The sequence below is a fragment of the Kitasatospora sp. NPDC059722 genome (genome assembly GCF_042733235.1).
GTDB lineage: Bacteria > Actinomycetota > Actinomycetes > Streptomycetales > Streptomycetaceae > Kitasatospora.
This window is the reverse complement of the sequence record NZ_JBHWGD010000001.1, coordinates 140,310-166,933: the sequence shown is the minus strand read 5'-3', so window position 1 is coordinate 166,933 and position 26,624 is coordinate 140,310. Positions and strand designations below refer to the sequence as shown.

General features: G+C 73.6%; 22 protein-coding genes. 9 read left to right on the top strand and 13 right to left on the bottom strand.

The window, feature by feature from the left end; translation table 11 throughout:
* Positions 1-88: 88 nt before the first annotated feature.
* Both ACFV4F_RS00715 and ACFV4F_RS00710 read left to right on the top strand, forming a co-directional pair.
* On the top strand, positions 89-955 hold the full coding sequence (locus tag ACFV4F_RS00715) for a tRNA-dependent cyclodipeptide synthase (protein WP_380499908.1): 867 nt from the start codon (positions 89-91) through the stop codon (positions 953-955).
* A gap of 44 nt (positions 956-999) precedes the next feature.
* Positions 1,000-2,253, top strand: a complete 1,254-nt coding sequence (locus ACFV4F_RS00710; RefSeq protein WP_380499907.1) for a cytochrome P450 — start codon at positions 1,000-1,002, stop codon at positions 2,251-2,253.
* A 102-nt stretch (positions 2,254-2,355) separates the two neighbouring features.
* Here ACFV4F_RS00710 and ACFV4F_RS00705 read toward each other — a convergent pair whose 3' ends face one another.
* From ACFV4F_RS00705 to ACFV4F_RS00660, 10 genes are all read right to left on the bottom strand, one after another.
* A complete protein-coding gene (locus ACFV4F_RS00705) occupies positions 2,356-3,153 on the bottom strand; it encodes an inositol monophosphatase family protein (protein WP_380437347.1) in 798 nt (265 codons plus the stop codon).
* 205 nt (positions 3,154-3,358) lie between these two features.
* Complete coding sequence (locus ACFV4F_RS00700) at positions 3,359-4,561, bottom strand: type III PLP-dependent enzyme (RefSeq protein ID WP_380499906.1); 1,203 nt, start codon at positions 4,559-4,561, stop codon at positions 3,359-3,361.
* Positions 4,558-6,264 carry an IucA/IucC family protein gene (locus ACFV4F_RS00695; RefSeq protein ID WP_380499904.1) on the bottom strand — a complete coding sequence of 569 codons (1,707 nt, stop codon included), beginning with the start codon at positions 6,262-6,264 and terminating at the stop codon, positions 4,558-4,560. The genes ACFV4F_RS00700 and ACFV4F_RS00695 overlap by 4 nt, the downstream gene beginning before the upstream one ends.
* Entirely contained in the window at positions 6,261-7,508 is a 1,248-nt protein-coding gene (locus tag ACFV4F_RS00690; protein ID WP_380499903.1) for an MFS transporter, read from the bottom strand. Before ACFV4F_RS00690 ends, ACFV4F_RS00695 begins: the two co-directional genes overlap by 4 nt.
* Entirely contained in the window at positions 7,505-9,220 is a 1,716-nt protein-coding gene (locus ACFV4F_RS00685; protein ID WP_380499902.1) for an IucA/IucC family protein, read from the bottom strand. The genes ACFV4F_RS00690 and ACFV4F_RS00685 overlap by 4 nt, the downstream gene beginning before the upstream one ends.
* Positions 9,217-10,425 (bottom strand): acetyl-CoA carboxylase biotin carboxylase subunit family protein, encoded by a 1,209-nt coding sequence (locus tag ACFV4F_RS00680; RefSeq protein WP_380499901.1) that lies wholly within the window; start codon positions 10,423-10,425, stop codon positions 9,217-9,219. Before ACFV4F_RS00680 ends, ACFV4F_RS00685 begins: the two co-directional genes overlap by 4 nt.
* 303 nt (positions 10,426-10,728) lie before the next feature.
* On the bottom strand, positions 10,729-11,727 hold the full coding sequence (locus tag ACFV4F_RS00675; RefSeq protein WP_380499900.1) for an ABC transporter substrate-binding protein: 999 nt from the start codon (positions 11,725-11,727) through the stop codon (positions 10,729-10,731).
* Between the two features lie 85 nt (positions 11,728-11,812).
* On the bottom strand, positions 11,813-12,781 hold the full coding sequence (locus ACFV4F_RS00670; protein ID WP_380499899.1) for an ABC transporter ATP-binding protein: 969 nt from the start codon (positions 12,779-12,781) through the stop codon (positions 11,813-11,815).
* Positions 12,781-13,818, bottom strand: a complete 1,038-nt coding sequence (locus ACFV4F_RS00665) for a FecCD family ABC transporter permease (RefSeq protein ID WP_380499898.1) — start codon at positions 13,816-13,818, stop codon at positions 12,781-12,783. Before ACFV4F_RS00665 ends, ACFV4F_RS00670 begins: the two co-directional genes overlap by 1 nt.
* Complete coding sequence (locus ACFV4F_RS00660) at positions 13,815-14,780, bottom strand: FecCD family ABC transporter permease (protein WP_380437345.1); 966 nt, start codon at positions 14,778-14,780, stop codon at positions 13,815-13,817. Before ACFV4F_RS00660 ends, ACFV4F_RS00665 begins: the two co-directional genes overlap by 4 nt.
* Before the next feature lie 264 nt (positions 14,781-15,044).
* On the opposite strand from ACFV4F_RS00660, the gene ACFV4F_RS00655 reads away from it, so the two are divergent.
* Both ACFV4F_RS00655 and ACFV4F_RS00650 read left to right on the top strand, forming a co-directional pair.
* Entirely contained in the window at positions 15,045-15,932 is an 888-nt protein-coding gene (locus tag ACFV4F_RS00655; RefSeq protein WP_380499896.1) for an iron-sulfur protein, read from the top strand.
* A gap of 105 nt (positions 15,933-16,037) precedes the next feature.
* Positions 16,038-16,442, top strand: a complete 405-nt coding sequence (locus ACFV4F_RS00650; protein ID WP_380499895.1) for a VOC family protein — start codon at positions 16,038-16,040, stop codon at positions 16,440-16,442.
* On the opposite strand, the gene ACFV4F_RS00645 is transcribed toward ACFV4F_RS00650, so the two are convergent.
* Complete coding sequence (locus ACFV4F_RS00645) at positions 16,403-16,792, bottom strand: DUF6191 domain-containing protein (RefSeq protein ID WP_380499894.1); 390 nt, start codon at positions 16,790-16,792, stop codon at positions 16,403-16,405. The two genes, ACFV4F_RS00650 and ACFV4F_RS00645, sit on opposite strands and share 40 nt — an antisense overlap.
* Positions 16,793-17,035: 243 nt before the next feature.
* Here ACFV4F_RS00645 and ACFV4F_RS00640 point away from each other — a divergent pair, with 243 nt between their 5' ends.
* Positions 17,036-17,794 carry a dienelactone hydrolase family protein gene (locus ACFV4F_RS00640; protein WP_380499893.1) on the top strand — a complete coding sequence of 253 codons (759 nt, stop codon included), beginning with the start codon at positions 17,036-17,038 and terminating at the stop codon, positions 17,792-17,794.
* A 110-nt stretch (positions 17,795-17,904) separates the two neighbouring features.
* Here the strand turns inward: ACFV4F_RS00640 and ACFV4F_RS00635 are convergent, their stop codons facing one another.
* Positions 17,905-18,321 carry a hypothetical protein gene (locus ACFV4F_RS00635; protein ID WP_380499892.1) on the bottom strand — a complete coding sequence of 139 codons (417 nt, stop codon included), beginning with the start codon at positions 18,319-18,321 and terminating at the stop codon, positions 17,905-17,907.
* A gap of 439 nt (positions 18,322-18,760) precedes the next feature.
* Here ACFV4F_RS00635 and ACFV4F_RS00630 point away from each other — a divergent pair, with 439 nt between their 5' ends.
* The 4 genes from ACFV4F_RS00630 to ACFV4F_RS00615 all read left to right on the top strand — a co-directional run bounded on the left by ACFV4F_RS00630 (position 18,761) and on the right by ACFV4F_RS00615 (position 24,916).
* Positions 18,761-19,654 (top strand): alpha/beta fold hydrolase, encoded by an 894-nt coding sequence (locus tag ACFV4F_RS00630; protein WP_380499999.1) that lies wholly within the window; start codon positions 18,761-18,763, stop codon positions 19,652-19,654.
* 308 nt (positions 19,655-19,962) lie between these two features.
* On the top strand, positions 19,963-22,191 hold the full coding sequence (locus tag ACFV4F_RS00625) for a serine/threonine protein kinase (RefSeq protein WP_380499891.1): 2,229 nt from the start codon (positions 19,963-19,965) through the stop codon (positions 22,189-22,191).
* Positions 22,184-22,648 carry a hypothetical protein gene (locus tag ACFV4F_RS00620; protein ID WP_380499890.1) on the top strand — a complete coding sequence of 155 codons (465 nt, stop codon included), beginning with the start codon at positions 22,184-22,186 and terminating at the stop codon, positions 22,646-22,648. The genes ACFV4F_RS00625 and ACFV4F_RS00620 overlap by 8 nt, the downstream gene beginning before the upstream one ends.
* Positions 22,649-23,275: 627 nt before the next feature.
* Positions 23,276-24,916, top strand: a complete 1,641-nt coding sequence (locus tag ACFV4F_RS00615; RefSeq protein WP_380437216.1) for a M4 family metallopeptidase — start codon at positions 23,276-23,278, stop codon at positions 24,914-24,916.
* A gap of 193 nt (positions 24,917-25,109) precedes the next feature.
* Here ACFV4F_RS00615 and ACFV4F_RS00610 read toward each other — a convergent pair whose 3' ends face one another.
* A complete protein-coding gene (locus ACFV4F_RS00610) occupies positions 25,110-26,348 on the bottom strand; it encodes an MFS transporter (protein WP_380499888.1) in 1,239 nt (412 codons plus the stop codon).
* Between the last annotated feature and the right edge of the window lie 276 nt (positions 26,349-26,624).

Here is a 26,624-nt window from a genome sequence, read left to right as displayed (position 1 = left end):
TCCGCCTACCCGCCGTGCACTTCTGTGAATCGCGGTAATTCCCCCTGAAGACGGTCCTGTGACGATCGCTGTGAAGCGGAGGCAAGGCATGCGTGAATCCCTCCTGGACGAAGCCCCGATAACCGCCGGAGCCGGTGGGTGCCCGGCCGGATTCCCGGCCCCGTACGAGGCGCTGCCGTACTCATCCCGGTGCCGTGAGATCTGGCGCCGCGGAGAACACCTGCTCATCGGCGTCAGCCCGGGCAACAGCTATTTCAGCCACCGCCGGATCACCGAACTCCTCGGGTGGGGGCGTCAGTTCTTCGAGCGGACCGACATCGTCTACGCCGACCTGCACGTCAGCGCCCAGTTCGAGTCCTTCGGCTACACCCCCGAACACGCCGGCCGCCGCGCCCTGAAGGAGGTCAAGGCGACGGCTCGGCGGATCGAGCGCGGGGTCGAGGAGGCCGGGCGCCGGGACGACGTCCGGGTGCACGCCCTCTCCTCCTTCGCCGGCGACCCCGTGTACCGGCGGCTGCACGGGCAGATCGTCGAGGCCCTCCACACCGACCGGGTCTTCCGCGACGCCGCCGAGGGCATGGCCCGCGGTTTCCTGGCGGCCCGACTGGACGAGGGCCTCGCGCCCAGCGAGCCCCAACTCGCCGCCGGAATCCAGTACATCGCCGCCGAGCTGCCGTTCTTCCTGGACACCCCGGCCCTGCTGGGGGTGCCCTCGTCCGTCACCTGCTACCACATGCAACTCCCGCTCACCCCCGTCCTGTTCGGCCGGGACGAGGGCCTGCGCGCCGTGCCCGGCCAGGGCTACGCGGTGATCCGCCCGGCCGCGACGCGGACCGGCACCGCGTCCGCGGCCCCGTCCGAGGTCCCGTCCGAGATCGGGTCCGACATCGGGTCCGATGTCGTGCCCAGTGCCTCGCTCGACGCCGAGCCCGCGCTGCCCGCACGCGCCGCCTGACCGATCCCAAGCCGCTCGAACCATCTCTCCGAGGAGCCACACCCATGACCGTCACCGACCCGGTGACCACCGAGCCCGCCACGTCGAACGGCGCACCGCAGGGCGGCACGTGCCCGTACGCCGAGTTCCCGCTCCCGCGCCGGGGGGACGTCCTCCCGGCGGAGGTGGCCGTACTGCGCGAGGAGCGGCCGATCGCCAAGGTCCGTACCCTGACCGGCGATCCCGCCTGGCTGGTCAGCAGTCACGCGCTCGCCAAGCAGGTGCTGGAGGACGAGCGGTTCAGTCTCAAGGACACCGCCAACCCCGGCGTCCCGCGCCAGTACGCGCTGACCATCCCGCCCGAGGTCGTCAACAACATGGGCAACATCAACAGCGCCGGGCTGCGCAACGCCGTCATGAAGACGCTCTCCCCGCGCGCCGACCGCGAACTCGACGGCTGGCTCAGGGCCGAGGCCCACCGGCTGATCGACGGGCTCGTCGCCCAGGGCGCCCCCGGCGAACTCCGGGACGGCTTCACCGAGCCCTACTCCGCGGCCCTGCACTGCCGCCTCCTCGGCATCCCCACCGACGACTGGCGGCGGCTGATGGCCGGCATCGACGTCGCCTTCATCACCAGCCCGACGCCGTTCGCGGGCGCGACTCCCAACTGGTACAAGGACCTCGGCTACATGGTCGGGCAGCTCAACGCGGACCCGGAGCCGACGGAGGGCCTGCTCGGACGGTTCGCCGAACTGCGCCGCTCCCCGGACGTGTCGGACCGTGTCAGCGACGAACTGCTCGCCACCGTCGCGCTGTCGCTGTTCGGCGCGGGTGCCGTCTCGACGTCGTCCTTCCTGCTCAACGCGATCGTCTACCTGTGCGAGCAGCCCGAACTCGCCGACCGGCTGCGGGCCGAGCCCGCGCTGATCGGAGCCGCGGTGGACGAGCTGCTGCGGGTCAACCTGTCGATCGGCGATGCCCTGCCGCGTCTCGCGCTCGAAGACGTTCAGGTGGGCGACGTGATGGTGAGGGCCGGCGAGTTGGTACTCGTCCTGGTCGAGGGTGCCAACTACGACCCGGCGGTCTTCCCCGACCCGGAGCGGATCGACTTCGGCCGGACGAGCAACCCGCACCTCGCGTTCGGGGCGGGGCGCCACTTCTGCCCGGCCTCGGCACTCGGCCGCACGCACGCCGAGATCGCGATCACGGCGCTCGTCGAGCGCCTGCCCGCCCTGCGGCTCGCCCTTCCGGCCGAGCAGTTGGCGTGGCGGCCGGGGTTCATCAAGCGGCTGCCGGAGCGGCTTCCGGTCGTGTGGTGACCGGTCGTGTCGTGAGCGGTCGTGCGGTGACCGGCCTCCGGCGGCCTGCCGGCCGTCCTCGGCGGCTGTCGGAGGGGGAGGAGGGAGAGGCCGTGGAGGGGCTCAGTCGGCCATGAGGATGCCGCGGGCCAGCTCCCAGGTCTCCGGGTCGGCGGCGACCAGCAGGCCGTCCTCGCAGCCGGGGGCCTCGGGGCGGTAGGTGCTGCCGTCCATGCGGGCGGCGACGCCGCCGGCCTCGGCGAGGAGCAGGCCGCCGGGGGCGTGGTCCCAGGGGAGCGTGCGCCAGTAGAAGACGAAGTCGGTGTGGCCGTCGGCGACGTCGGGGTACTCGATGCCGGCGGCGTTGCGGCCGGGGGAGAGCTCGCCGAAGGCGGCGGCGTTGGCTTCGAGGCGGCGGCGGTGGTCGGGGTCGAGGAAACGGCTCTTCACGATGCCGCGCAGCTTGGCGGGGTCGTGGGGGGCCGGTGCGCGGGTGAGGCGGGCGTCGTCGCGCCAGGCGCCGGCGCCCAGTTCGGCGCGGTAGGCGGTGGCGGTGGACGGCTGCCAGATCCAGGAGGCGACGGTCCGGCCGCTGCGGACGAGGGAACACATGACGGCGTAGTCGGGGCGGCCCGCGACGAAGTTGGAGGTGCCGTCGACGGGGTCCACCAGCCAGACGGCGGGCTCGGAGTGCAGGGCGTGGGCGAGCGAGGGGTCGGCGGCGACGGCCTCCTCGCCGACCACGGGGACGGGCAGGAGCTCGCGCAGCCGCCGTTCGATGATCGCCTCGGCCTCGCGGTCGGCGACCGTCACGATCTCGCCGGGAGCCTTCTCCATCACCTCGCCGGCCGCAAGCGCGCGGAAACGCGGCTCCACCGCCTCGGCCGAAGCCTCGGCGAGAATCTCCGCCACCTTGTCCATCAGCACGTCCGCGCTCCCTTCGCTGGTTACCACTTTCGCACGACCGTGCGGGGGTGACCTGCGGGGGTGACGACTGACAGCTGACAGATAACAGATTTCAAAATCTGTTATCTGTCAGCTGTCATCTGTTCGCCGTCGGTTGTCATCCGCCGGCGCCCCGGTGCGGCGCGTCGGTCCGGGGCACCGGGAGGCCTCACGGCGTCGGTCAGTCGCCCAGGTAGTGGAAGCCCGGGTGGGGGTGCATCAGGAACTCGTGGTGCGAGATGTTCCACGCGTACGCGCCCGCCATCGCGAACAGCACCCGGTCCGCCGACCGCAGGCCGTCGGCGCCCTCGGCGGCACGCGAGAGGACGTCCTTCGGGGTGCAGAGCTGGCCGGCCAGCGTGGCCCGGCCGGTCTTCACCGCGGGACGCGGCCACGGGTGCGGCCACGCCTCCACCGCCAGGACCTCGAACGGCTGCGAGTGTCCGCGCGTGGCCGGGGTCCGCAGGTGGTGGGTGCCGCCGCGGACGACCGCGAAGTCCTCGCCGTGGCTGGCCTTCACGTCCAGCACCTCGGTCGCGTACCAGCCGCAGTACGCCGTGAGCGCGCGGCCGGGCTCGATCCGCAGGGTCAGCCCGGGGTGGGCGTCGAGCAGCTTGGCGAGCCCTTCGCCGAAGGCGGTCCAGTCGAAGCGGTGGCCCGGATCGTCGTAGTCGACGGCCATGCCGCCGCCGACGTTGACCTCCTCCAGCGGGAAGCCGTGCCGCTCGGCCAGAGCGGCCGACCATTCCACGATCCCTTCCGCCAGGGCGAGTTGGTCCGCTGCGGCCAGACCGCTGGCGAGGTGGGCGTGCACCCCGCGCAGCCGCAGCCGCCGTCCGATCGGGCCGTCGCCGGTGAGGAGGCGGACGCATTCCTCGGCGCGGTCCGGGTCGAGTCCGAACGGTGTCGGCCGTCCGCCCATCGCGAGCGCCACGGCGTCCAACGTGGCCGTCCCGACCGGGAGGTTGACGCGTAGCAGCACGTCGACCACCGTGCCGGGCCGGTCCGCGAGGACGGCGGCCAGGCGGTGGAGCTCCTGCTCGCTCTCGACGTGCCAGCGGTGTACGCCCGCGTCGACCGCGGCCACGATTTCGGCGGGGGTCTTTCCGGGCCCGCCGAAGGCGAGGGGAGCGCCGGGCACGGCTGCCCCCACGTGCGTCAACTCACCTCCGCTGGACACCTCGTAGCCGTCGACGGCCTCGCGCAGCGCGACCAGTACCGGAGCCTCCGGGTTGGCCTTGGCGGCGTAGTACAGCTCGACCCGCTCCGGCAGCGCGGCCCGCACGGCAGCGGCGTGGTCGCGCAGCGCGGCCAGGTCGTAGACGTAGGCGGGCAGTTCGTCGGGGCCGAGTTCGGCGACGTGCCGACGGACGGACTCGGTCATCGGGCGCTCCCAACGGGGACGGTGAGGGGCATCCGGGCGGCCTCCGCGAGTACGGACCCGGCGAGCGGCGACGGCAGTCGGACGTATCCGGCCTCGCGGTCGGCCTTGCGCTCCCAGCGGGTCAGCAGGTTGGCCTTGGCGGGCAGCGGGACGCCGGCGAGGAGCGCGCGCAGGCGCGGCGGGCGGCCGTGGGCGGCCGCGTACTCCTCCAGGGTGTCCCGGACCGTCTGCCAGAGGGCGCCCTCCAGCTCCGGGCGGCGGTCGGCGAGCGCGGCGAGCAGTTCGGCGACGTGGTTGACCAGGAGGCAGTAGACGACCCGGTCCCAGCCGCGTTCGGCGTCGTACGTCATCGGTCCGGCGACCTCGGGCGGCAGTGCCGCGAGCAGGGCGGCGTTCTGCTCGGGGACGAGCTTGGTGCCCTCCAGGTCGCGGAAGAGCACCTGGGTCGGGTGACCGGCGGCGTCGACGCCGATGAGGACGTTCTGCAGGTGCGGTTCGAGGACGACGCTGTGGTCGAAGTAGGCGGCCAGTACCGGCGGGATGAGCAGTCGCAGATAGGCGCGCCACCAGTCGATGGCCTCGCGTCCGTCCGAACTGCCGTCCAGCAGACGGGAGATGTGCGCGGAGCTCGTCGGGTGTTCGTCGGCGACGGCCGCCGCGAGCAGCGGCGTGACGCCGGGCCGCAGCACGCCGCCGAGGCCCTCGCGGACGATGAGTCCGAAGCCCTCGAACAGCGACTGGTCCGGCCGGCCGTCCGCCCCGGGCAACGCCAGCGTGCGGTAGGCGGGTTCGCGCAGCATCGCGGCGTCGGGGAAGCGCCGGGCGAGGTCGGCGAGCGCGGGGGCGAGCACCTGGGTGAGCGTGACCGCGCCGGTCAGCTCGTACGCGGCGTTCTTGCGCAGGCAGTTGGTGATCCGGACGTTGAGACTGAACTTGAGGAACGCGTCCGCGCCGTAGAGGGTGCGCACCGAGGCGGTGGCGGCGAACTCCTCGCCGCGCGGGCCGAGGTCGAGCACGTCGCCGCTGGCCAGGGCCCCGCGCAGCAGCGGGTGATCGCCGATGAGTTGGTACTGCCACGGGTGGGCGGGCAGCAGGCGGTACCCGGCCGGCACCTCGCCGAGCCCGTCGAGCAGGGCGGTCGAGGCGGCGTCGAGCGAGTGTCCGGCCAGCAGTTCCTCGCGGACGGCCAGGTGGCGCAGCCGGAACGCCGCGCGCGACTCCGGGGCGTAGTCGCGCCAGTCGCCCCGGGCGGCCGAGCGGGACTTGGGCGCCGGGTGGAAGCGGTGCCCGAACAGCAGGGCCTGCTCGGAGTCGAGGTAGCGGTCCCGTCCAGCGGCCGGCCTGTCCGCCAGGCCCGTGTGCACGCCTTCGTGGCTGGAGGCGACCTGGTCGGTGAACTCCTCGTTCACCGTGCCGGTGCGCAGTTCGAGTTCGCCCTGGACGTGTTCGGCGAGCTCGCGCCAGTCCAACTCTTCCCAGCCGCCGGAGCGTTCGATCTCGACGGGGCCGTTGAAGCGGTGCGCGCCGAGCAGGGAGGTTCGGCGCAGGGCGGCCCGCAGGAGGACGCCGCGGCGGGGGAGGCGGATCTGGAGGCGGTTGTCGGTGACGGCGGTCTGGTGCTCGGGGGCGGAGACCTCGCGCAGCAGGCAGTTGAGCAGGGTGTGGGCCACCGCGTCGTCGGCGGTGGGCAGTTCGTGGGTCATCGGCGACTCCAGCGCTGGCGGGCGGACGGGACGGTGAGTGCGGTGGCCGCGAGGGCGGCGAGCAGGGCGGCGGCGGTGCCGGCGACCACGGGAGCGGCGGCGCCGAAACGGTCGTTGGCCAGCGCGGCGACGGCGCCGGCGGCGACTGCGCCGCCCTTGGAGACGAGTTCGAGGGTGCCGAACATCCGGCCGGGCTGGCGGCCCTTGGCGGCTCCGGCGGCCAGGACGGCGAGGCTGACCAGGCCGAGTGTGAGCCCGGCGCCGAGCAGGAGCCGCACGGCGACGAACAACGGCAGTGAGTAGGCGACGGCGTGTCCGGCGAGGCCGACGGTCACACAGGCGAAGCCGAGCGCGATCCCGGTGTGCGGACGGGCGTGGAAAAGGGTGTGGGTGTGGGCCGCGAACACCAGGTAGCACAGGTGCGGCAGGGCGAAGAGCACGCCGGTGGTGATGCCCGAGACGCCCGGCAGACGTTGCTGGGCCAGCGTGATCAGGTAGGGGAAGGAAATGACGGTGGCGAAGACGAAGGTGAACTCGAAGGCGTAGAGCGGCCGGAGGGAGACCGGCGCGCTGTGTCCGGCCGAGGTCTCGCTCGCCGGGGCGTCGGTGGTGACCACCTCGGCCCGGCGGGCGGCCTTGGGCTCGGGCAGCCGCAACAGCAACAGGGCCGCTGCGAGCGGGAGTACGGCCATCACCAGGTACTGGCGGTGCGGGTCGATCCACGGGGACAGCGCGCCGACCAGGATCGGGGCGGCCACGAGTGCCGCTCGCGCGCTGCCCTGCATCAGGGTGAGCGCCCGGGAGAGCCGGGGGCCGTCGAGCGCGGCGGCGAGGTAGCCGTTGGTGGCCGCGAAGGTGCCGCCGAGGAAGCCCTGGAGGACGAGCGCGGCGGTGAACGCGGGCAGGCTGTCGGCCGCACCGGCGAGCAGGAACGAGACGGTGAGCCCGAGTTGGGCGCGCAGCAGCAGACGCTTGCGGCCGAACCGGTCGGCCAGTCGGCCCCACAGCGGGGCGCCGAGTGCGCTGAACACGGTCGGCACGATGTAGAGCACGCCGGCCCACCGGGCCTGCGCGTCGCCGAGCGTGGGCAGGATCGCGGTCAGGTAGGGCGGCAGGCCGAGCGCGGCGAAGGAGGCGACGAAGTAGCAGGCCGCGACGGCGTGCACCTGACGGCGGCCGAGCCCGTCGGAGCGGTCGGCCTCGACGGGCCTCCGCTGCGGCAGTGCCTCCACGTCCGCGGTCATCGCGGGAGGCCGTTCACCAGGAGGTAGTTGGGGCCGCTCGTGTAGTGCTTGTTGATGTCGGCGGCGCCCGAGCGCTGCTTGGTGAGCAGGGTGCCTGCGGTGACCATGGCCTTGACCGGCAGCCGTTCGGCGTCCAGCAGGCTCGTGCGCAGCGGCGCGCCCACAGGTCCGAGGCGGTCGACGGCCTCGGCGAGGCGTTTGCGCAACAGGGCGAGCGTGTCCCCGAGTTCGGCGCGGCCGTGGTCGGCGAGGCCGAAGGCGAGGGAGGCGGTGCAGAGGTGGCCGGTGATGGTGGTGAACAGGTCGGTCAGCGCCCGGTCGTCCTCGCCGAAGATCCGTGCGTCGTCGAACTCCTCGGCGCCGGGAGCGAGTTCGCCGAGCTTGGCCGTCAGGCGGCCGGTGTGGACACGCGGGCCGTCGTCGTCCTTGTAGAGGAGGCGCAGGCCGCCCTGATCGAGGATGAGGGAGGTGTTCTGCTGGTGCGACTCCAGCGCGATGCCGTAGCCGAACAGCGTGGTCTGCCAGTCGAACAGCAGCTCCAGCAGGTCGTCGTAGAGGGCGACCGGATCGCCGCCGTAGAAGCGGTCGGCGAGGTGGTCGATGACGAGCCGGCCGCCGGGCGCGGGAGCCAGCAGCGAGGCGAGCGGGACCGTGACGGCCTGGTCGAGCCCGGCCGGGTAGCGGCGCAGCAGCACGGCGAGCAGTTCGTGCCCGGCGTGGGCGTAGGTCTGCTCGTCGGCGTGCAGGATCCGGCCCGTGAAGCGCGGTTCGCGGGCCAGCACGGCCTCGATCAGGCGCTGTCCGGCGGCGCCGTCGACCAGGGTGCCGGGCTTGATGGTGCGGCGGTTGAGCCGGCCCAGGCTGGCGGTGGCGAGCGGGAGCTTGAGGTGGCAGGCGGGGTCGTCGGCGACGGCGACGGTGCGCATGGAGAGCGTGGGCACGACGGTCAGGTACGGGCGGTCGGCGAGGATCGCGCGGTCGGCCAGGCCGGTGGCCGCGAGCGCCTCGTCGAGCGGGGCGCCGACGGTGAGCGGGTGCACGGGCAGGGTGGTCCAGCCGTCGCCGGGGCAGGCGTCGCCGAGGCCGAGCCAGGCCGGGGTGGGCCACCAGCTGGGGAGCGGCGCGGCGCCGTGGGCGGTGACGGCGTCGGTGGGCACGGCCAGCCAGCGCAGCTCGAAGGCTGGGTGGAACTCCGGTGCGAAGGCGCGCAGTTCGGCCTCGCCGAGACCGGCTCGGCCGCGGGCGGTCGGGTAGACCGGGTGGTCGAGGTAGGCGGCGAGGGTGTCGTGGCCGAGGCTCGCGGCGGCGCCGTTCCAGGCGGCCGGGTCGGCGCCGTAGAGGTCGGTGAGCCGCGCGTGCACCTCGGGTCGGACCTGCTCGTGCAGTTCCATGGTGATGAGGGTCTGGCGGCACTCCTCGGCGAGAGCCGTCCAGCCGGGCCGGTCCTCGGGGTCGGCCAGCTCGGTGAGGTTCGCCACGATGGCGTCCAGGTCGGTGAGTTGGCGACCGGCGAGGTCCACGAGGGGTAGGCGCGCCGCGTACTCGGACTGGAAGCCCTCGGGGGCGACGGGTACGGCGAGCGCGGCGTCGGCGAGGACGAGCCACGAGCCGTCCGCCCGGTGTTCGATCGTGCCGCGGGTGCGGAGGCCGAGGACGTCCTCGCGGACGAGGGCGGAGAGCACGCGAAGGGTGAGCTGCTCGGCGGCGGTCACGGGGTGATCTCCCAGCGGTTGGCGGCGAGGAAACGGGCGACGGCGGCGTCGACGGCGCCCTGGTCCTCGCCGATGGCCCAGATGACGCCCAGGTAGTCGCGGTTGGTGCGGTAGTGCTCGTGGCGCTCGCCGAGCGGGCGCAACGGGCGGTAGGCGAGCCGGACGCCGTCGCGCTCCTCGTCGTACGGGGCGGGGGCGGTGGTGAGGACGCCGGCGCGGTCGGCGCAGACCACCTCGTTGCGGGCGCGGCGCGGGGTCGCGGCGCACAGATCCGCGAGGTCGGAGGGGAGTTCGCGACCGAGGTGGACGCTCAGGATGTGCTCGAAGAGCGGGATCCCGAGGATCTCGGCGAGCATGAGGTCGCACTGGTCGCCGATGGCACGGTAGTTGACCTCGATGATCCGGGCGCGGCCGTCCGGCTGGACGACGAACTCGGTGTGGCAGGCGCCGAGTCCGACGCCGAGTGCGTCGAGCTGGGCGAGGACCTGGGCGACGACGGCCGCGGGGTGGGCGGGGACGAACTCCAGGACCTCCTCGATGAAGTCCGGGGGAGGTGAGAGCCGGGTGCGGAAGCCGCCGAGGGCGTGGCGGGTGCGGCCGTCGCCGAGCGTCTCCAGGGTGCAGAGGCGTCCGTCCAGGAACTCTTCGACGACCAGCGTGGCGCCGGTCCTGCGGTGCTGGATCTCCTTGCAGCGCAGGGCGAGTTCGGCGGCGTCGGCGACGAGCGTGACGTCCTCGCTGGCGACTCCCTCGCGCGGCTTGACGACGCACGGGAACGGCGGGTCCAGCTCGGCCGGGTCCTGGCCGGGGTCCAGCTCGGCGGACCAGACGGTGTCCTGGCCGGTGAGGGCGAGGTGGCGGCGCAGCTGGCCCTTGTCCTTGGCCCGCAGTGCGGCCTTCCAGTCCTTGGCCGGGAGGCCGAAGTACTGGGCGGCGAGGGCCGTTTGGGTCTGGAGGTGATCGCTGTTGCTGAACACCGCGTCCGGCGCGTGGTGGCGGGAGACCAGGCTGACCACGGCGCGGAAGTCCCGGACGTCGCACTCCAGCACCTCGGGGGCGGCGAACGGCAGAGAGGAGTAGGCCCGCCGGTGGGGCTCGGCGCAGTCGGTGAGCACGGTCACGTCGAGCCCGAGCCGGGCGGCGGCGGGCAGGAAACCGGCGGTGACCGAGTCGGTGGGATTGAGGGCGAGCAGGTAGAGCCGCATGGCGTGGAGGTCCTCGCTGGGGTGGTCGCGGGCGAGTGGCGGCGGACGGGTGGCGGCGGACGGGTGGAGGGGCGCCTGACGGGCGACGACGGACGGCGAACAGATGACAGATAACAGATTTCGAAATCTGTTATCTGTTCGCTGTCATCTGTCACTCCGCCCCTGTTCGCCGTCCCCCGTCCCCCGCCCGCTGCCGGCAGTCCGGCAGTCCGGCAGTCCGGCAGTCCGGGAGTCCGGGAGTCCGGGAGTCCGGGATGTCCCGGCAGTCCGGCCGGCCCCGCTGCCGGGGCCGGCCGCCGTCGGCTACTTCGGGGCCTCGACGCCCGCGGCCTTGGCGATGTCGACGAGCATGGCGTCGGCGGCCTGGACGCCGATGCCGGACATCCAGGTCTCGTCCGGGACGGTGAACACCTTGTTGTTCTTCACGGCGTTGAGGCCCTGCCAGACCGGGGTCTGCTGGACCTCGCTCTCCTTGGTCTTTGACGGGTCGTCGGCCGTCGTGACGAACACCAGGTCCGCGTCGGCCTGGTTGATCTGCTCGGCGCTGACCTCGACGATGTTCTTGTCGACGTCCTGCGAGGCCGGGCGGGCCAGGCCGACGTCCTTGAGCACGACGCCGCTGTAGGAGGCCTTCGCGTACAGGCGGGTCGGTCCGGCCACGAAGCGGACCACGGACGCGGTCGGCATCGTGCCGCCGTTCTTCGCCTTGATCTCCTCGCCGAGCTTGGCGGCCCGCGCCTGGTAGTCGGCGAGCGCCTTCTTCGCCTCGTCCTCCTTGCCGAGGGCCTGGGCGTAGAGGGCGAGGTTCTCCTTCCACGGGAAGCCGGTGGTCTCGGCGAGGACGGTCGGCGCGATCGCGTTCAGCTGGTCGTAGACCTTGGCGTGGCGGACCTTGGAGGACAGGATCAGGTCGGGCTTGAGGGAGGCGATCAGCTCCAGGTTCGGCTCGTTCATCGGGCCGACGTCCTTGGTGTCCTTGATCTTGTCCTTGAGGTAGTTCGGGAAGCCGCCCTCGGTCTTCATGTGCGGGGAGACGGCGCCGACCGGCGTGATGCCGAGCAGGGTGACGTCGTCGAGCTCGCCGCTGTCCAGGACCACGACGCGCTTGGGCTGGCTCTTGATCTCGGCGGTGCCGGCCGCGTGCTTGACGCTGCGCGGGAAGCCCGCGGCGGTGCCGGCGGAGGCGGACGAGGAGGCGGAGTCGCCGCCCGCCGTGGCGCCGTCCCCGTTGCTGCCGCAGGCGGCGAGCAGCGCGGTGGAGAGCGTGGCGGTGAGGATGACGGCGGGCAGTCGGCGGTTCATCGGAATCCTTGGATCGGGTCGAGCGGAGAGCGGGGGACGAAGAGGAAGCGGAAGGGGAGGAGGAAGAGGAAGAGGAAAAGGGAGGTCAGACCGCAGCCGAGGCACGAGCACGAGCACGAGCGCGCTCCCGGGCCCGCGGCACGATGAGCGGCGTGCCCGTCTCCGGGTCGGGCACCACCCGGCACGGCACCTGGAAGACGGCCTCCACCAGCTCGGCCGTCAGCACCTCCGACGGTGCCCCGGCGGCCGCGAGCCGCCCGTCCTTGAGGACGACGAGGTGGTCGGCGTACCGGGCGGCCTGCCCGAGGTCGTGCAGCACCATGACCACGGTCCGCCCGGCCTCCTCGTGCAGGTCGGCGACGAGGTCGAGGACGTCGAGCTGGTGGCGCAGGTCGAGGAAGGTGGTCGGTTCGTCGAGCAGCAGGAGGTCGGTGTCCTGGGCGAGCGCGAGCGCGATCCAGGCGCGCTGGCGCTGCCCGCCGCTGAGCCGGTCGACCTGCTGGTCGCGCAGTTCGGCGGTGCCGGTGCGGGCGAGGGCGTCCTCGACGGCGGCCTGGTCGGCCCTGGACCACGGGCTCAGCATCCGCTGGTGCGGGTAGCGGCCGAGCCGCACCAGCGACTCGACGGTGATCGCCTCGGGCGTGACCGGCTGCTGCGGCAGGAGGCCGAGCCGCTTGGCGAGGGCCCGGGACGGCATCCGGTGGATGTCGGAGCCGTCGAGGGTGACGGTCCCGGCGGCCGGGTCGAGGAGACGGACGAGTCCGCGCAGCAGCGTGGACTTGCCGCACGCGTTGGGGCCGACGATCGCGGTGACCGCGCCGCCGGGCAGTTCGAGGTCGAGCCCGTCGACGATCACGCGGTCGCCGTAGCGCAGGCCGAGCCCGTGGGTGGCGAGGCGGTTCGTGCCGCCGGCGGTCGCATCCACGCCTGTCCTCTCCACGCTTGTCTTCTCCGCGCCTGTGCTCTCCACGGCCGTCTTCTCCACGTCTGTCTCCACCACGTCTGTCTCCACCACGGCCGTCTTCTCAGCGAGGGGCGTCTCGGGGGCGGTCATCAGCTGCTCCTCTGGGGAAGCCGGCCCTGGCGGATCATCAGCACCAGGAGCCAGGGCGCGCCGAAGGTGGCGGTGACGGCACCGACCGGCAGGCCGTGGACGGGGATCACGTGGAGCACGAGGAGGTCGGCGCCGAGCAGCAGGACGGCGCCGGTGAGGGCGGTGAGTCCGAGCGTGCCGAGGGTGGGCGGCCCGGCGAGCAGCCGGACCAGGTGCGGGACGGCGAGGGCGACGAAGGCGACCGGCCCGGTGAGGGCGGCGGCGAGCGAGGCGAGGGTGATGGTGAGCAGCAGCAGCCACATCCGGTCACGGCCGGGGTTGAGTCCGAGGCCGCCGGCGGAGTCGTCGCCGAGGTCGAGGACGGCCACGCGGCGCTGGCAGAGCACGACGGCGGCGGCGGTGAGTCCGATGGCGGTGCCGCCGATCGAGACCTCGGTCCAGGTGCGGCCGTAGAGGGAGCCGGTGGTCCACTGCATCGCGGAGGAGGCGAGTTCGGCCGGGAACCGTACGATCATCAGGTTCACGGCGGCGGCGAGGCCCTGCTGGACCGCCAGGCCGACCAGGACCAGACGGGTCACGGCCATCTTGGAGCGCCACGCGAAGCCGCCGAGGAGGAGCGCGGCGAGCAGTCCGCCGCCGAGCGCGGCGAGCGGGATCAGCTGCTGCGAGGCGCCGGTGGCGAGCATGAGCACCGCGCCGAAGGAGGCGCCGCCGGTGACGCCGATGGTGTCGGGGGAGGCCAGCGGGTTGCGGAAGAGGCGCTGGAGCATCGAGCCGGCCATGGCCAGCCCGGCGCCCGCGATCAGCGCGGACACGACGCGCGGCGCCCGGAACTCCTGCACGACGAGGACGTCCCCGGGCGTGCCCTGGCCGACGAGGGCGCGCAGCGCGTCCCACGCGGAGATGCTGACCTGCCCGGTGCCGAGGGCGATGCCCGTCAGGAGCACGAGCAGGGCGGCGGCCAGCACCGACCAGGCGGCGGTGCGGACGCGGCGGCGGGTGAGCGCGCCCGTCGGGGCGGCGGCGATCGCGGTCACCGGGCCACCTTCCGTGCCAGCACCGCGAGCAGCGGCGCGCCGAGGAAGGCGGTGACGATGCCGACCTCGATTTCGGACGGGCGGACCACGAGCCGCCCGAGCACGTCGGCGGCGAGCAGCAGCAGCGGACCGGCGATCAGGCAGCCGGGCAGCAGCCAGCGGTGGTCGTTGCCGAGGAGCGGGCGGACGAGGTGCGGGGCGGCCAGTCCGATGAACGCCACCGGTCCGGCGACGGCGACCGCGCCGCCCGCCAGCAGGACGACGGCGAGCCCGCCGGCGACCCGGATCCGGGCCACCGGCACGCCGAGCGACTGGGCCGCCTCGTCGCCGAGGGCCAGCGCGTTGAGCGCGGGGGAGATCGCGAACGCGCCGAGCAGGCCGACCGCGAGGAAGGGCAGGACGGGGGTGAGGGTGTCCAGCTGCCGTCCGGCGATCGAGCCGGCCAGCCAGAACCGGGCCTCGTCGAGCGTGCGGTGACTGGCCAGCATCAGCGCCGAGGTCCACGAGGTGAGCACGACGGTGAGCACCGTGCCGCCGAGCGCGAGCCGGACCGGGTCGAGGTCGCCGCCGCGGCGGGACATCGCGTACGCGGCGACGGCGGCGACGGCCGCGCCGGCCAAGGCGAACCAGACGTACTGGGCGGGCCGGGCGAGGTCGAGGGTGTAGATCGCGGCGACGACGGCGAGGCTCGCGCCCGCGTTGATGCCGAGGGTGACCGGCGAGGCCAGCGGGTTGCGGGTGACGCCCTGGGCGACGGCTCCGGCCACGCCGAGCGCCGCCCCGACCGCCAGCCCGATGAGGGTGCGCGGGACCCGAAGGCCCGTCACCACGTCGGCGTCACCGCCGTGGGCCGTGCCGGTCAGGGCGTCGGCCACGGTGGACAGCGGGATGGAGCGCGAGCCGAGCGCGAGGCTCAGCGCGGCGCACAGCACGAGCGCGCACAGGCCCGCGGCCAGCAGCAGGGGCTGCCGGAGCGCAGGGCGCCGGGGCGTCGCGGGGGCCGCGGAAGCCGGCGGATCGGTTCTCAACACGGGTCGACATCTTAGGTTAGCTTTGCCTAAGTTCGTCAACCGTTGACAAATCGGACATGCCGCGCGCCGGGTGCCGTGCGGGTGCGGTGGAGTGAGGCGGGGCGCCGCTCGGGCGGGTGTGTCACGGGCGGTTTGAAAGTCTGTAAGGTGAGCCTCACCTTATCCCATCTCGGGAAGCAGAGCTCGGGAGTTTCGATGATCCCCGGACCACCCATGCCCGCGGCCGCGCCCGCGGAGGCGATGCCGCTCGCGTCGCCCGTGTCGCCTGTGCTGCCGACGCCGCCCGTTCCGCCGGCGGCGCCCGCGTCCGCGCTGTTCGCGGACTACCGGCGCCTGCGCGACCTCTGCCCCGCGCTCGTCCTGCGCGTACTCGGTCCGGCCGACCCCGACCCGTCCGCGGCCGACGGCTGGTACTCCGGCGCCCAACTGGCCTGCGACGAGTCGGCCCTGGCCGCTGCGCTGGCCGGCGAGGAGGCCCGCACCGCCGACCGCCACGGCCGCGCCGCCCGGCCGCACGTCACCGCGTCACGTCTGCTGCACCACTACGTGTGGTCCGCCTGCCTGCTCATCGCCGGCCCCTGGCACCTCGCCCGGCGCGTCCCGGCCGTCGACCCCGCTGACCTCTGGTTGCACGCCCCCACCGGGGACCTCGCGCTGCGCCCGCGCGGCCACGTCGGCCGTCCCGACGGTCCGCTCGGCGAGGACGAGCTGCGGGCCGAGCTGCGCGCCGCCGTCGTCGCCCACGCCGAACCGCTGGTCGCCGCCTTCGTCGGGCCCACCCGCCGACGGGACCGCGCGCTGTGGGGGATGGTCACGGACGACCTGGCCTCCGCGATCTGGTACCTCGGCAGGATGCTCGACGAGGAGGACGCGGCGGTCGCCGCCGCCGGGGCCGTCCTGCCCGGCGGCACGCTCCCGCTCCCCGGCGCGGCCGACTTCCGCCGTCTGCGCACCGCCGACGGCCAGTGCCACCCGACCCGGACGCGACTCGGCTGCTGCCTCTACTACGCCGTCGCGCCGGACGCGCTCGCCTGCCTGACCTGTCCGCGCACCTCCGACGAGGAGCGGGTGTCACGGCTCTGACGGTCCGTGGCCCGGCGCCCGCGGCCCGGGGCGACTTGGTGCCCCGATCGGTGCCCCGATCGGTGCTCGGACGGGCTGTCAGTGCCAGCTGCTAGGTTCACCCGCATGATCATCGATGCGACGACGCGGGTGCGGATCGCCCGCCCTTCCCGGGACCTCGCGGCGGCCGAGCGCTTCTACGTCGGCGGCCTCGGCCTCGACGTGCTCTGGCGCACCACCGAGCGCGTCCCCGGCGAACACGACCTGCTGATGGTCGGCCCGCCGGGCGGAGGCTGGCACTTCGAGCTCACCCACGACCCGGAACACCCGCTGGAACCGGCCCCGACCGTCGACGACCTGTTCGTCGTCTACCTCGGCGCGCCCGTGGACGACGAACTCGTCGCCCGGCTGGAGGCCGCCGGCGGCACCCGGGTCACGTCCAACAACCCCTACTGGGACGCGCACGGCGTGACGATATCCGACCCGGACGGCTACCGGCTCGTGCTCTGCTCCCGCACCTGGGGCGCCTGACCGGCCGGCCGGTCCCCGTCCGGAGGCGTCGGCGTGGCCGGGAGTACCGCCACGCCCGCCTCCAGGTCCACGCCGAAGTTCGGCGGCGCTCCGGCGTGCTCGTCGTCGCGCAGCACCAATTGCTCCCGGCGCTGCTCGATCTGCACCTGCTTGCCGGAGCTGAAGAGCGCGTGCAGTTCCTCCATCACGCCGCCGCCCAGGCCGAACCCGCTGCCACTCCCACTCCCGGCAGCGCCCCCGGCACCGGACTTCGAGCCGCGCCGGGGCGACGCCTCGTCCCGGATCTGCAGCGCCGCGAGCAGCAGCAGTCCCACGATCGCGGCCACCACCGCCGCCGTTCCCACGATCATCCCCATGACGGTCTCAACGTGCCCCGGTCGTACGGTCGTTCCCGTCCGCGCGACCCGCCATCCGCGACCTGTGGTGCGCCGCCCGTGACCCTCGGCCCGGACGGCCGAAGCGGAGCCGGTGGCCGGGCAGGCGCATAACTCGCGGGCCAAACCCCGGCCCACGGGCTACCCTGCCGCCCGACGTCGAGAGACGGTACAACCGGTGCGACAACCGGACCGGCAGGCAGAACAGAGAGCGAGCACATGACCGTGCGCGGCACCACCGTGGAGATCCCGACGGCGGACGGCGTCGCCGACGCCTACTTCGTCCACCCCGACGACGCACTGGCCCACCCGGCCGTCATCGTCCACATGGACGCCTTCGGACTCCGGCCCCACCTGATGGCCCTGGCCGACCGGCTCGCCGAGGCCGGGTACGCCGTCCTCGTCCCCAACGCCTACTACCGGCACGGGCGCGCGCCGGTCATCGACTACGCCGAGGTCATCGACCCGGACAACGACCCGGCCCTCTTCGACAAGATCGTCCCGCTGCTCAACACCCTCACCCCCGAGGTGAACCGGCGCGACGCCGACGCCTACCTGGCCTGGCTGGACGAGTCCCCGCTCGTCAAGGACGGCCCCGTCGGGCTGACCGGCTACTGCCGGGGCGCGGTGCACGCGCTGCGCATGGCCGCCACCCACCCGGACCGGGTCGCCGCCGCGGCCGGTTTCCACGGCGGGAACCTCGCGCGCGAGACGCCGGACAGCCCGCACCTCGGCGCCCACCTGATCACCGCCGAGCTGTACTTCGGCCACGCCGACGACGACCCGTCGCTGCCGCCCGAGCAGATCGCCCGCCTCGCCGAGGCGCTCGCCGAGGCCGGCGTCCGCTTCCGCGCCGAGGTGTACCGGGGCGCCCTGCACGGCTACACGCAGGCCGACACCACGCGCTACGACGAGGCCGCCGACGCCCGGCACTGGACGGCGCTGCTCAAGCTGCTGAAGCGCACGCTTCCTGCCTGACGCCGCCTGACGCCGCCTCCTGGCACCGTCTGATCCTGCCTGGCACCGTCCGACGCCATCTGGCAGCGCCTGGTCCCGATAGGACCTTCGCCCGGCTCTCGCCCGGGCCGTCAGCTGCGCTCGTCCGGCGCAGCGGCAGCGGCGGCGGTTCCGGGCCCCGGCGCGTCGGCGCTCTCCTCCAGTGCGTCGGCGCGCCGCCGCAGTTCGGCCGCGATGTCGTCCCAGTCCGGCCCGTGCAGGACCAGGCTCATGGCCGCCTCGCGCATCAGCTCCGGCTCGTCCGGGCGCTGGAGGAGCACCAGGCGGTAGGCGAGGTTGCGGATCCGCACCGGCAGGTAACCGTCGCAGAGGTACGGGCAGAGCTCGCGCAGCATGGCCAGGATCGTGTCGGCGTCCGCGAACGTCAGCGACTCGACGAAGTAGCCCTCGTCGTGGTCCGGTTCGGTGCAGGGGCCGGGTGCGACCGGTTCGGGCCGGTACTCGTCGCCGTAGAGGCACCGCGCGTAGTCGGTCAGGCTGCTGTGCATGCCGGGAGCCTACGGCTGTTTGTCACGGATGTCCGTTCCGGGTCGTTCACATCTTATCTTTGCGCATTACTCACGCGACGGACACGAAGTGTTCGGGTTACGGTGTGCCCGGGCGGTCAAGGTCGGGTCCGGCGGCACATGTCGTCCGGGCCACCGGGGCCGCCGTTCGTACGGGCGGCCGGGGAGGCGCCCGGCGCCGCCGAGCGGTGAGGACCGACCCGCGCATCCGGCACTGCAGGCCGGTCGCCGGCCGGTCCGATCGGGCGGGCGGCGCGTCACGGCGATCCGTGACGGGGGTCCGTTGACCGCTGTCCGTGACGGCCGGCCGTGACGGCGAGCTGTGACGGAGAGCCGTGACGGAGAACTGTGGCGGCGATTCATCACGAATCACGACGAACCATGTTCCAGAGTTCCAGGGGGGAACCGGACTGTGCACGAAATGACTGTGGGGGCGGCTGCGCGCGCCCGGACGGCCTCGCGCCCGCGGCGCGGTGGCGGCGCGGCGGTGCCGCCGGCGATGGCGGCCCTGTCGGAGCGGGTCCCTGGCGGGGTCCGCCGGGGCGAACTGGACCTCGGCGGCCGGGTGCTGCGCTGGGTCGAGGCGGGCCAGGGAGGGCCGACCGTCGTCCTGGTGGCCGACAGCGGCGCGCCGGCGCTCACGTGGGCGCCCGTACTGCCCGAACTCGCCCGGTTCGGGCGGGTCGTGGCGTACGACCGGGCCGGGCTCGGTGCGAGCGACTTCGACGCGGGCCTCACCCTGGAGACCCAACTCGCCGACCTGGTCGCCCTGGTGGAACACCTCGGCGACGGCCCATGCGTGCTGGCCGGACAGGGCTGGGGCGGCCTGCTCGCCCAACTCGTCGGCTGGCAGCGGCCAGAGCTCGTCGGAGGCCTGGTCCTGGTGGATCCGGTGCACGAGGAGTTCCACGCGCCGGCCGTCCGCGCCGCCGAGGCCGCGATGGTACGGATCGGACTGCTCCGGTCGGCCGTCGCTCCCGGCGCCGGGGCCGTCCGCCCGGGCCGCCACCAGTGGCGCACCGCCGTCGCCGAGAACCGGCTGATGACGCTCGCCGTGTCCGAGATCCGGCGCCGCCGCTCCGCCGCGCGCACGACCGACGTGCCGCTGGCCGTCCTCAGCGCGACCGAGGGCCTGCCGGCGGTCCTGCGCACCCGCTGGACGATCCTGCAGTCGCGCATCGCCGAGCGCGCGACCCGCGGCACCCACATCGTCGTGCGCGGCGCCGGCCACGTCATCCACGCCGACGACCCCGGGGCCGTGACGGCAGCCGTGCTGGAAGTCGCGGAGCACGCCCGGCAGTCGGCGCGCGCCTGAGGCGACGGGTTCCTCAGGTGGCGCGCCCGGGGAGGCGCCGGCCGCGTCCGGGACGGCGGGCACACGCGGTTCACCGAGGGGCCCGGTGCGCCGGGCGTGACCGCTGCGCCGCGTGCGCCCCGGTACGCCCGGTGGCTCCCGGTGGCTCCCGGTGCAACCCGTGTGCCCCGGTATGCCGAGCGTGTGCGAAACGCCCTTGTCATCGGAGGAAACCTGCTCGTACGGCGGGTGATGGCGCCGCGGCACCCTCTGGCACACTGTGTGCCCGAAGGCCCGCTGGGGAGGGTCATGACATCTGGGGGCAGGGGATGACGGGACGGGGGACCGTGCTCGGCGGGCGCTACACGCTCACCGAGCGGATCGGCGGCGGGGGCATGGGCACCGTCTGGCGGGCCGAGGACGGCGTGCTGGCGCGCCAGGTCGCCGTCAAGATCCTGCACTCGGCGTTGTTCGAGGACGGCACGTTCGTCCGGCGCTTCCGGCGCGAGGCGCAGATGGTGGCCGCGATCGACCATCCCGGGATCGTCGACGTGTACGACTACGGCGAGAGCGGTTCGGGCGGCCGCGGCGCCTCCGGCGGCACCGGCCGTGCGGACGGCCCGGAGGGCGAAGGAGCCGCCACCGGCGGGGCCGCCGCCGACGACGGGGACGACGGCGAGCGCTGCGCCTACATCGTCATGGAGCTGATCGAGGGCCGCCCGCTCGACCAGGTCCTCGCCGCCGACGGCCCGATGTCCCCCGAGCGCGCCTTCGCCCTGCTCGCGTCCGCGCTGGACGCCCTGCAGGCGGCCCACCGCCAGGGCATCGTCCACCGCGACATCAAGCCGTCGAACCTGATGGTGCGCGCCGACGGCCACGTCACGATCACGGACTTCGGCATCGCCCGCGCGGTCGCCAGTACCAAGATCACCGCCTCGCACGCGATCATCGGCACCGCGCTCTACATGGCGCCCGAGCAGGCCGAGGGCAAGGGCGGGGTCGCGCCGGCCTCCGACCTGTACTCGATCGGCGTGGTCGGCTACGAACTCCTCACCGGGCGGCCGCCGTTCGAGGGCGAGAGCGTGCTGGAGGTGGCGCTCAAGCACGTGCGCGAGCCCGCGCCGGAGCTGCCCGCCGCGTTCCCGCCCGCGGTGCGCCTGCTCGTGACGAGGGCGCTCGCGAAGAAGCCCGAGGACCGCTACGCCGATGCGGCCGCGATGGCCGCCGCGGCCCGGTCGGCGATCGGCGCCCCGGGCGCGGACGTCGTCCCGGAGGAGGTGGTGGCGCGCGCCCGGGCCGCCGCTGCCGCAGCCGCTGCGGCCGCCGCCGCCGATGAGGAGGCCGAGGCGGGCCCGGCGGGTGCCGAAGGCAAGAACGGCCGGCCGGGGAACGAAAGCGGCGGTACCGGCGGGGGAGCGCCGAACGAGGTGGCGAAGGTGGGCCCGCAGCAAGCCACCGAGCCGGGGCGGCGCCGGTCGCGGCGCGCGATGCTGGTGCCCGTCATCATCCCGGTCGTCATCTCGATGGGCACGGCGACCGTCCTGCTCGTCGACCGCGGCCCCGGCGGCGCGGACGCCCACACGCCGCCCGGCGCGCAGCCGACCGTCGCGACGGCCCCGGCGACGCCGGGCGCCCCCGGCACGACGGGGACGGACACCACGCCGACCCCGTCCGCGGCGGCCACGACGGCCACCCCGCCTCCGGCCGACACCCCGGGTACGTCCGCCGCCCCCAACCAGCCGCCGAACCCGGCGAATCAGCCGCAGGCGCCCGTTCCGGCGCCCGGCAGCGGCGGCAGCGGCGGCAACGGCGCAGGCGCCGGTGCGGGCGGCAACGCGGCTGGGTCCGGTGGTGGCCGGGGTACCGGCAGCGCGTCCGGTGGCGGTGCGTCCGGTGGCAGCGCGTCGGGTGGCGGCGCGTCGGGTGGCCAGTCGAATCCGTCGGGCGGCGGCGGTGGCGGTGCGGGCGGCACGGGCAACCAGCCCGCCAACAACGGCAATCCTCAGCCCCAGCCCCAGCCAGGTGGCGCGGCGGGCGGCGCGGCGGCGGGCGGTGGCGGTGGCTCGCCGTCCGGCGGTGGTGCGCCCGCCGGTGGCGGATCGGCCTCGACGCCGACCAATCCCAGGCCGGCCGGGTGCGGCGGGAGCGACTGGGTGACCATCGTCAACGTGCGGTACGGCCTCCCGCTCGGGCTGCAGAACGACAACCTGTCGGCCGGCAACCCGGCGGTCCTGGGCGGAGCTTCGGCGTACGGCTGGATCGCCACGCTCGGAGCGGGCAACTACACCAACTACAACGCCTGCAACAAGAGCGGCCCCCTGCTCGTCCAGAACATGGACGGGATGGGCCCCGGTTCGACCGCCACCGTCGCGCTGAATTCCGGGTGGAACCCCCTGAGCGCCTGGGTCGTCCGGCCCGCGAGCGCCGCTGGCACGTACACGCTCGCCGAGAACGGCGGGGCGCGGTGCCTGACCGGAAACGGTTCGGGCAGCCCCGTCACCATGACGGCGTGCACCGACGGTCTGGCAGCGCAGCAGTGGCGGCTCACGAGTGGCTGACGCGGCGGAGGTCGGGGGCAGCTCCGGCGGCTGCTCCGGGGGCTGCGACGAGGAGGAACCGCGGCCGCCCGTCGCCGGGATGACGATCAGCGTCCGGACCCGCCGCGACGTCGTGGTCGTCGATCCGGAGCGCTTCCTGGCCGCGGCCCGGGCGGCGTTCCGCGAGCTGTACCCGGGCGCGACGGAGGATGACGCCCACCGTCACGTCCTGGACGTGACGGACGCGGTGGACGTGCTGCTGGAGCGCGACGGCGTCCTCGCCCCCGGGCTGCGGGACGCGGGGGCCGGCAGGTGCGGGCCGCTGCCCGGACGCCGCGTCCTCGACCGGCCCGACGGTCTCTCGCCCGCCGGCGAGATCCAGCAGATCGTCCTGGGCGACCCCGAGCCCCTGCAGGACATTGTGCTCCCCCAATTCGCCGAGGGCCGCGACCTGTTCGCGCTGCCGCCGACCGAATGACCGGACGGGGGCGCCCCGCTCGCTGCACCAGGCGGGGCAGCTGCGCCCTCGGGAGTCGTTCCGGCAGCATTGGTACGGACCATCGCGGGAAATCTCGATGATTCCCCAACTCGCCGACTGCGCACCGGAGTCGGGCGAACACGCAAGTCAGCGGGGCTAGCAGACGCCTCGACCGCGAACAAGCGCGACCGGTGGCGGGACCTCGCCAAGCGGATGTCAAGACTCCGTATCGAAAGTTTTACAGGCGTGTAAAACTCGCCCGGCGACCCGTCATCTCCCACCGGTGGACTGGTCGGTGTGACATCGGCCCAGGCCGGCGGACATCGTTCGAGTGGTAACCCACTGCAAGGGTGGGTGGAATTCCCCGGTTTGTCCGTGTCGCTGGATGTCCGTCAGGTTGGCGGGACCTGGCCACTTGATGAAGTAGACCTGTCAAAACGCTTGTCGGGTTGTCATGCTTTTTGACAGCCCCCGCCGGCAGCCCCCACCCCCACCCCTCGGTGGTCTGCCGTTCGATCGCAACGGGGCCCAGTACGCCAGTGCCCGTCCCGCCCCACAGGTGCCGACCCCGGCCCCCGGGACGCGGTGCGACCGCGCACAGACGCGGTTTCCCGGAAGGACTCGTACGTGAAGCGAAAGCTCGCAGCCGTCGCCGTGCTCTCGGCCACGGCCCTGCTGACCGGCGTGATCCAGGTGAGCACCACGGCCGCGCAGGCCGCCCCGACCGCCGCGCTGCAGGCGCAGGCCGCCCACCAGCACGCCACCGTGCTCGCGGTGGCGAACGGCGAGGCCGGCCCGCTGGCCAAGCAGCTCGCCCTCGGCGACCAGGAGAAGCTGGTCGCCAAGGACGCGGTGATCGACGCCGACGGCACCCGCCACCTCCGCTTCGAGCGGACCTACGCCGGCCTGCCCGTCATCGGCGGCGACCTGGTGGTCCACCAGGCCAAGGACGGCGCGGTCAAGTCCGTGAACAAGGCGGTCGCGGCGCAGCTGAGCCTGCCGAGCCTCACCCCGCGGATCCCGGCCGACAAGGCCGCCGACAACGCGGCGGGCGCGGTGCGCGCCACCGTGGGCGTCACGCTGGACGCCGACGAGTCCCCGATGGCCGACGTGCACCAGGCCGGTGCCGCCGAGCTGGTCGTCTGGGCGAGCGACGGCAACCCCCGCCTGGCCTACCGGGTCCAGGTCGAGGGCACCCGCGCCGACGGCACCCCGAGCCGCCAGGTCCTCGTCACCGACGCGGCCACCGGCGCGGTGCTGTCCACCCACGAGAAGATCGAGACCGCGGCCGGCACCGGCAACGGCGTCTTCGTGGGCAACGTCCAGCTCAACACCGCCCAGAGCGGCTCCTCGTACTCGCTCAAGGACGACACCCGCGGCGGCCAGTCCACCAGCGACATGAGCAACGGCACCAGCGGCAACGGCTCGCTGTTCGCCAACAGCACCAACAGCTTCGGCGACGGCACCGCCGGCAACCGCGAATCCGCCGCCGTGGACGCCCAGTTCGGCGCCGCGACCACGTGGGACTTCTACAAGTCCACCTTCAACCGCAACGGCATCCGCAACGACGGCGTCGGCGCGGCGAGCCGCGTGCACTACGGTTCCAACTACGTCAACGCGTTCTGGAGCGACGACTGCTTCTGCATGACCTACGGCGACGGCCAGGGCGACACCCACCCGCTCACCGAGATCGACGTGGCCGGCCACGAGATGACGCACGGCGTCACCGCCGCGACCGCCGCGCTCAACTACTCCGGTGAGTCCGGCGGCCTCAACGAGGCCACCTCGGACATCATGGGCACGATGGTCGAGTGGTACGCCAACCTGCCCTCGAACCCGCCGAACTACTGGATCGGCGAGCTCATCAACCTGAACGGCGACGGCAAGCCGCTGCGCTACATGGACCAGCCGAGCAAGGACGGCTCGTCGGCCGACTACTGGTCCGCCGACGTCGGCAACTCCGACGTGCACTTCTCGTCGGGTGTGGCGAACCACTTCTTCTACCTGCTGTCCGAGGGCAGCGGCGCGAAGTCGATCAACGGGTTCGACTACAACAGCCCGACGTACGACGGCTCGACGCTCGCGGGCATCGGGCGCGACAAGGCGGCCCAGATCTGGTACCGCGCGCTGACCACCTACTTCACCTCCACCACCGACTACGCGGGTGCCCGTGCGGCCACCCTCAGCGCGGCGACCGACCTGTACGGGGCGAACAGCGCCGAGTACAACGCGGTCGCGGCCACGTGGACTGCGGTGAACGTCAACTGACGTTTCGTCAGGCAGGTGGTGTGGACCGCGGTGCGGTGACAGTGGCGCGGCGACCGCGGTGCAGTGACGCGGGACCAGTGAAGCTGGTGCTGTGATGCAGGTGCGTTGATGCGGTTGCGGTGATGCAGGAGGGGACGCGGTGTTCCCCGGCGGGGGCGGCGGTGGGATGACCACCGGCGCCCCCGCTGCCGTTTCACGCGGCGGGCGACGCGGCCTTCGCGGCAACGGGCGCGGGCGGCGTCGAGTGCCGGCGCCGGAATCGGTGCTCGGTCGCGGTGCAGGCGGTGAGGACGAGGGCGGTCGCCGCGGCGGCCGCCGTGACCGCGAAGGGAGCGCCCGGCGAGAAGTGGTCGGCCGCCCAGCCGCTGACGAAGGTGCCCGCCGACTGGGCCAGGATGAGCGCGCTGACCAGTGCTGCCATCGCCTCGCCGAGACGGGCGGCCGGCACCGTGCGCTCGACCAGGCCGAACATCGTGATCATCTGCGGCGCGACGGCGACCCCGAGGAACCCGACGGCCGCGGTGAGCGCCACGAGGCTCCCGTCCGCGAAGAACAGGACGCAGGAGGCGGTGAACAGCAGGGCGGTGCCCGCCCGCAGGCGCGGTGGCAGGCCCCAGCGGGCGGGGAGCGACGCGGTGGCGATGCCCGCGATCGAACTGGTGCAGCCCAGGAATCCGTACAACAGCCCTGCGGAACCCGGCCGGCCCAGCGCCTCGGTGGTGGCGGTGATGCCGACCTGGACCGAGCCGAAGCAGGCGCCCAGCAGCGCCATCCCGGCCATGAGGAGGAGGTAGGGAGTGTTGAACAGGCGCTCGGCGGACTGGGATTGGGCGTGGACCGGGGTCGGCACACCGGTCGCGGCGGTTGCGGCGGTCGGGTGCAGGGCGAACAGCGTGGCGCAGACGCCGGACAGCACGGCAGCGGTGAGCATCCCGGCGGACGGCGAGACGGCGGTTGCGAGCATGCCGACGAGTGCCGGGCCGGCCGTGAAGCTCACCTCGTCGACGATCCCGTCCAGCGCCAGCATGGCCGAGGTCAGCTCCGGTTCACCGGCCGACAGCCGGACCCAGCGGCTGCGCGACAGCGGGCCGACCAGTGGGACGGACAGGCCGGTCAGCGCGGCGGGCGCGATCTGCCAGCTTAGCGCGAGCCCGTGCTCTGAGGCGGCGACCAGGGCGACCAGGGCGGCGGCGTTGACCAGGGCGGCGGCCAGTCCGACCGTGCGCTGCCCGCGCCGGTCCGCCAGCCGTCCGACGATCGGACCGCCGATCGCCTGACCGCCCGCCAGGGCCCCGGCCACCAGCGAGCCGGACCACACGCTGCCGGTGTTCCGGCTGACCAGCAACAGGGTGCCGATCGGGCTCATCGCGTTCGGCAGCCGGCCGAGCAGCGACCACAGCAGCACCCGGCTGCCCGTCAGTTGCGTTGCCATGCGGAAGTTCACGGCCACGGACACGGTGCAGGCCTCTTCTGCGGAACCGGTACGGGCGCCCGCCTCCCGTCTCCGGCCCGACCAGGTGACAGCGACCTGCGGGTGAGCCTAGACGGTAGAGGTGACGGCGGTGTGACGGTAATCGTTTGATCACCCGGTGGAGTCGAGGGGTGGGGGAGGGGTGATTGGAGGAGTGGCCAAGGGGGGTGAGGGAGGTGAGGGGGCGGTGGTGGGGCGGGCGACGGCGAACAGATAACAGATGACAGATTTCAACAT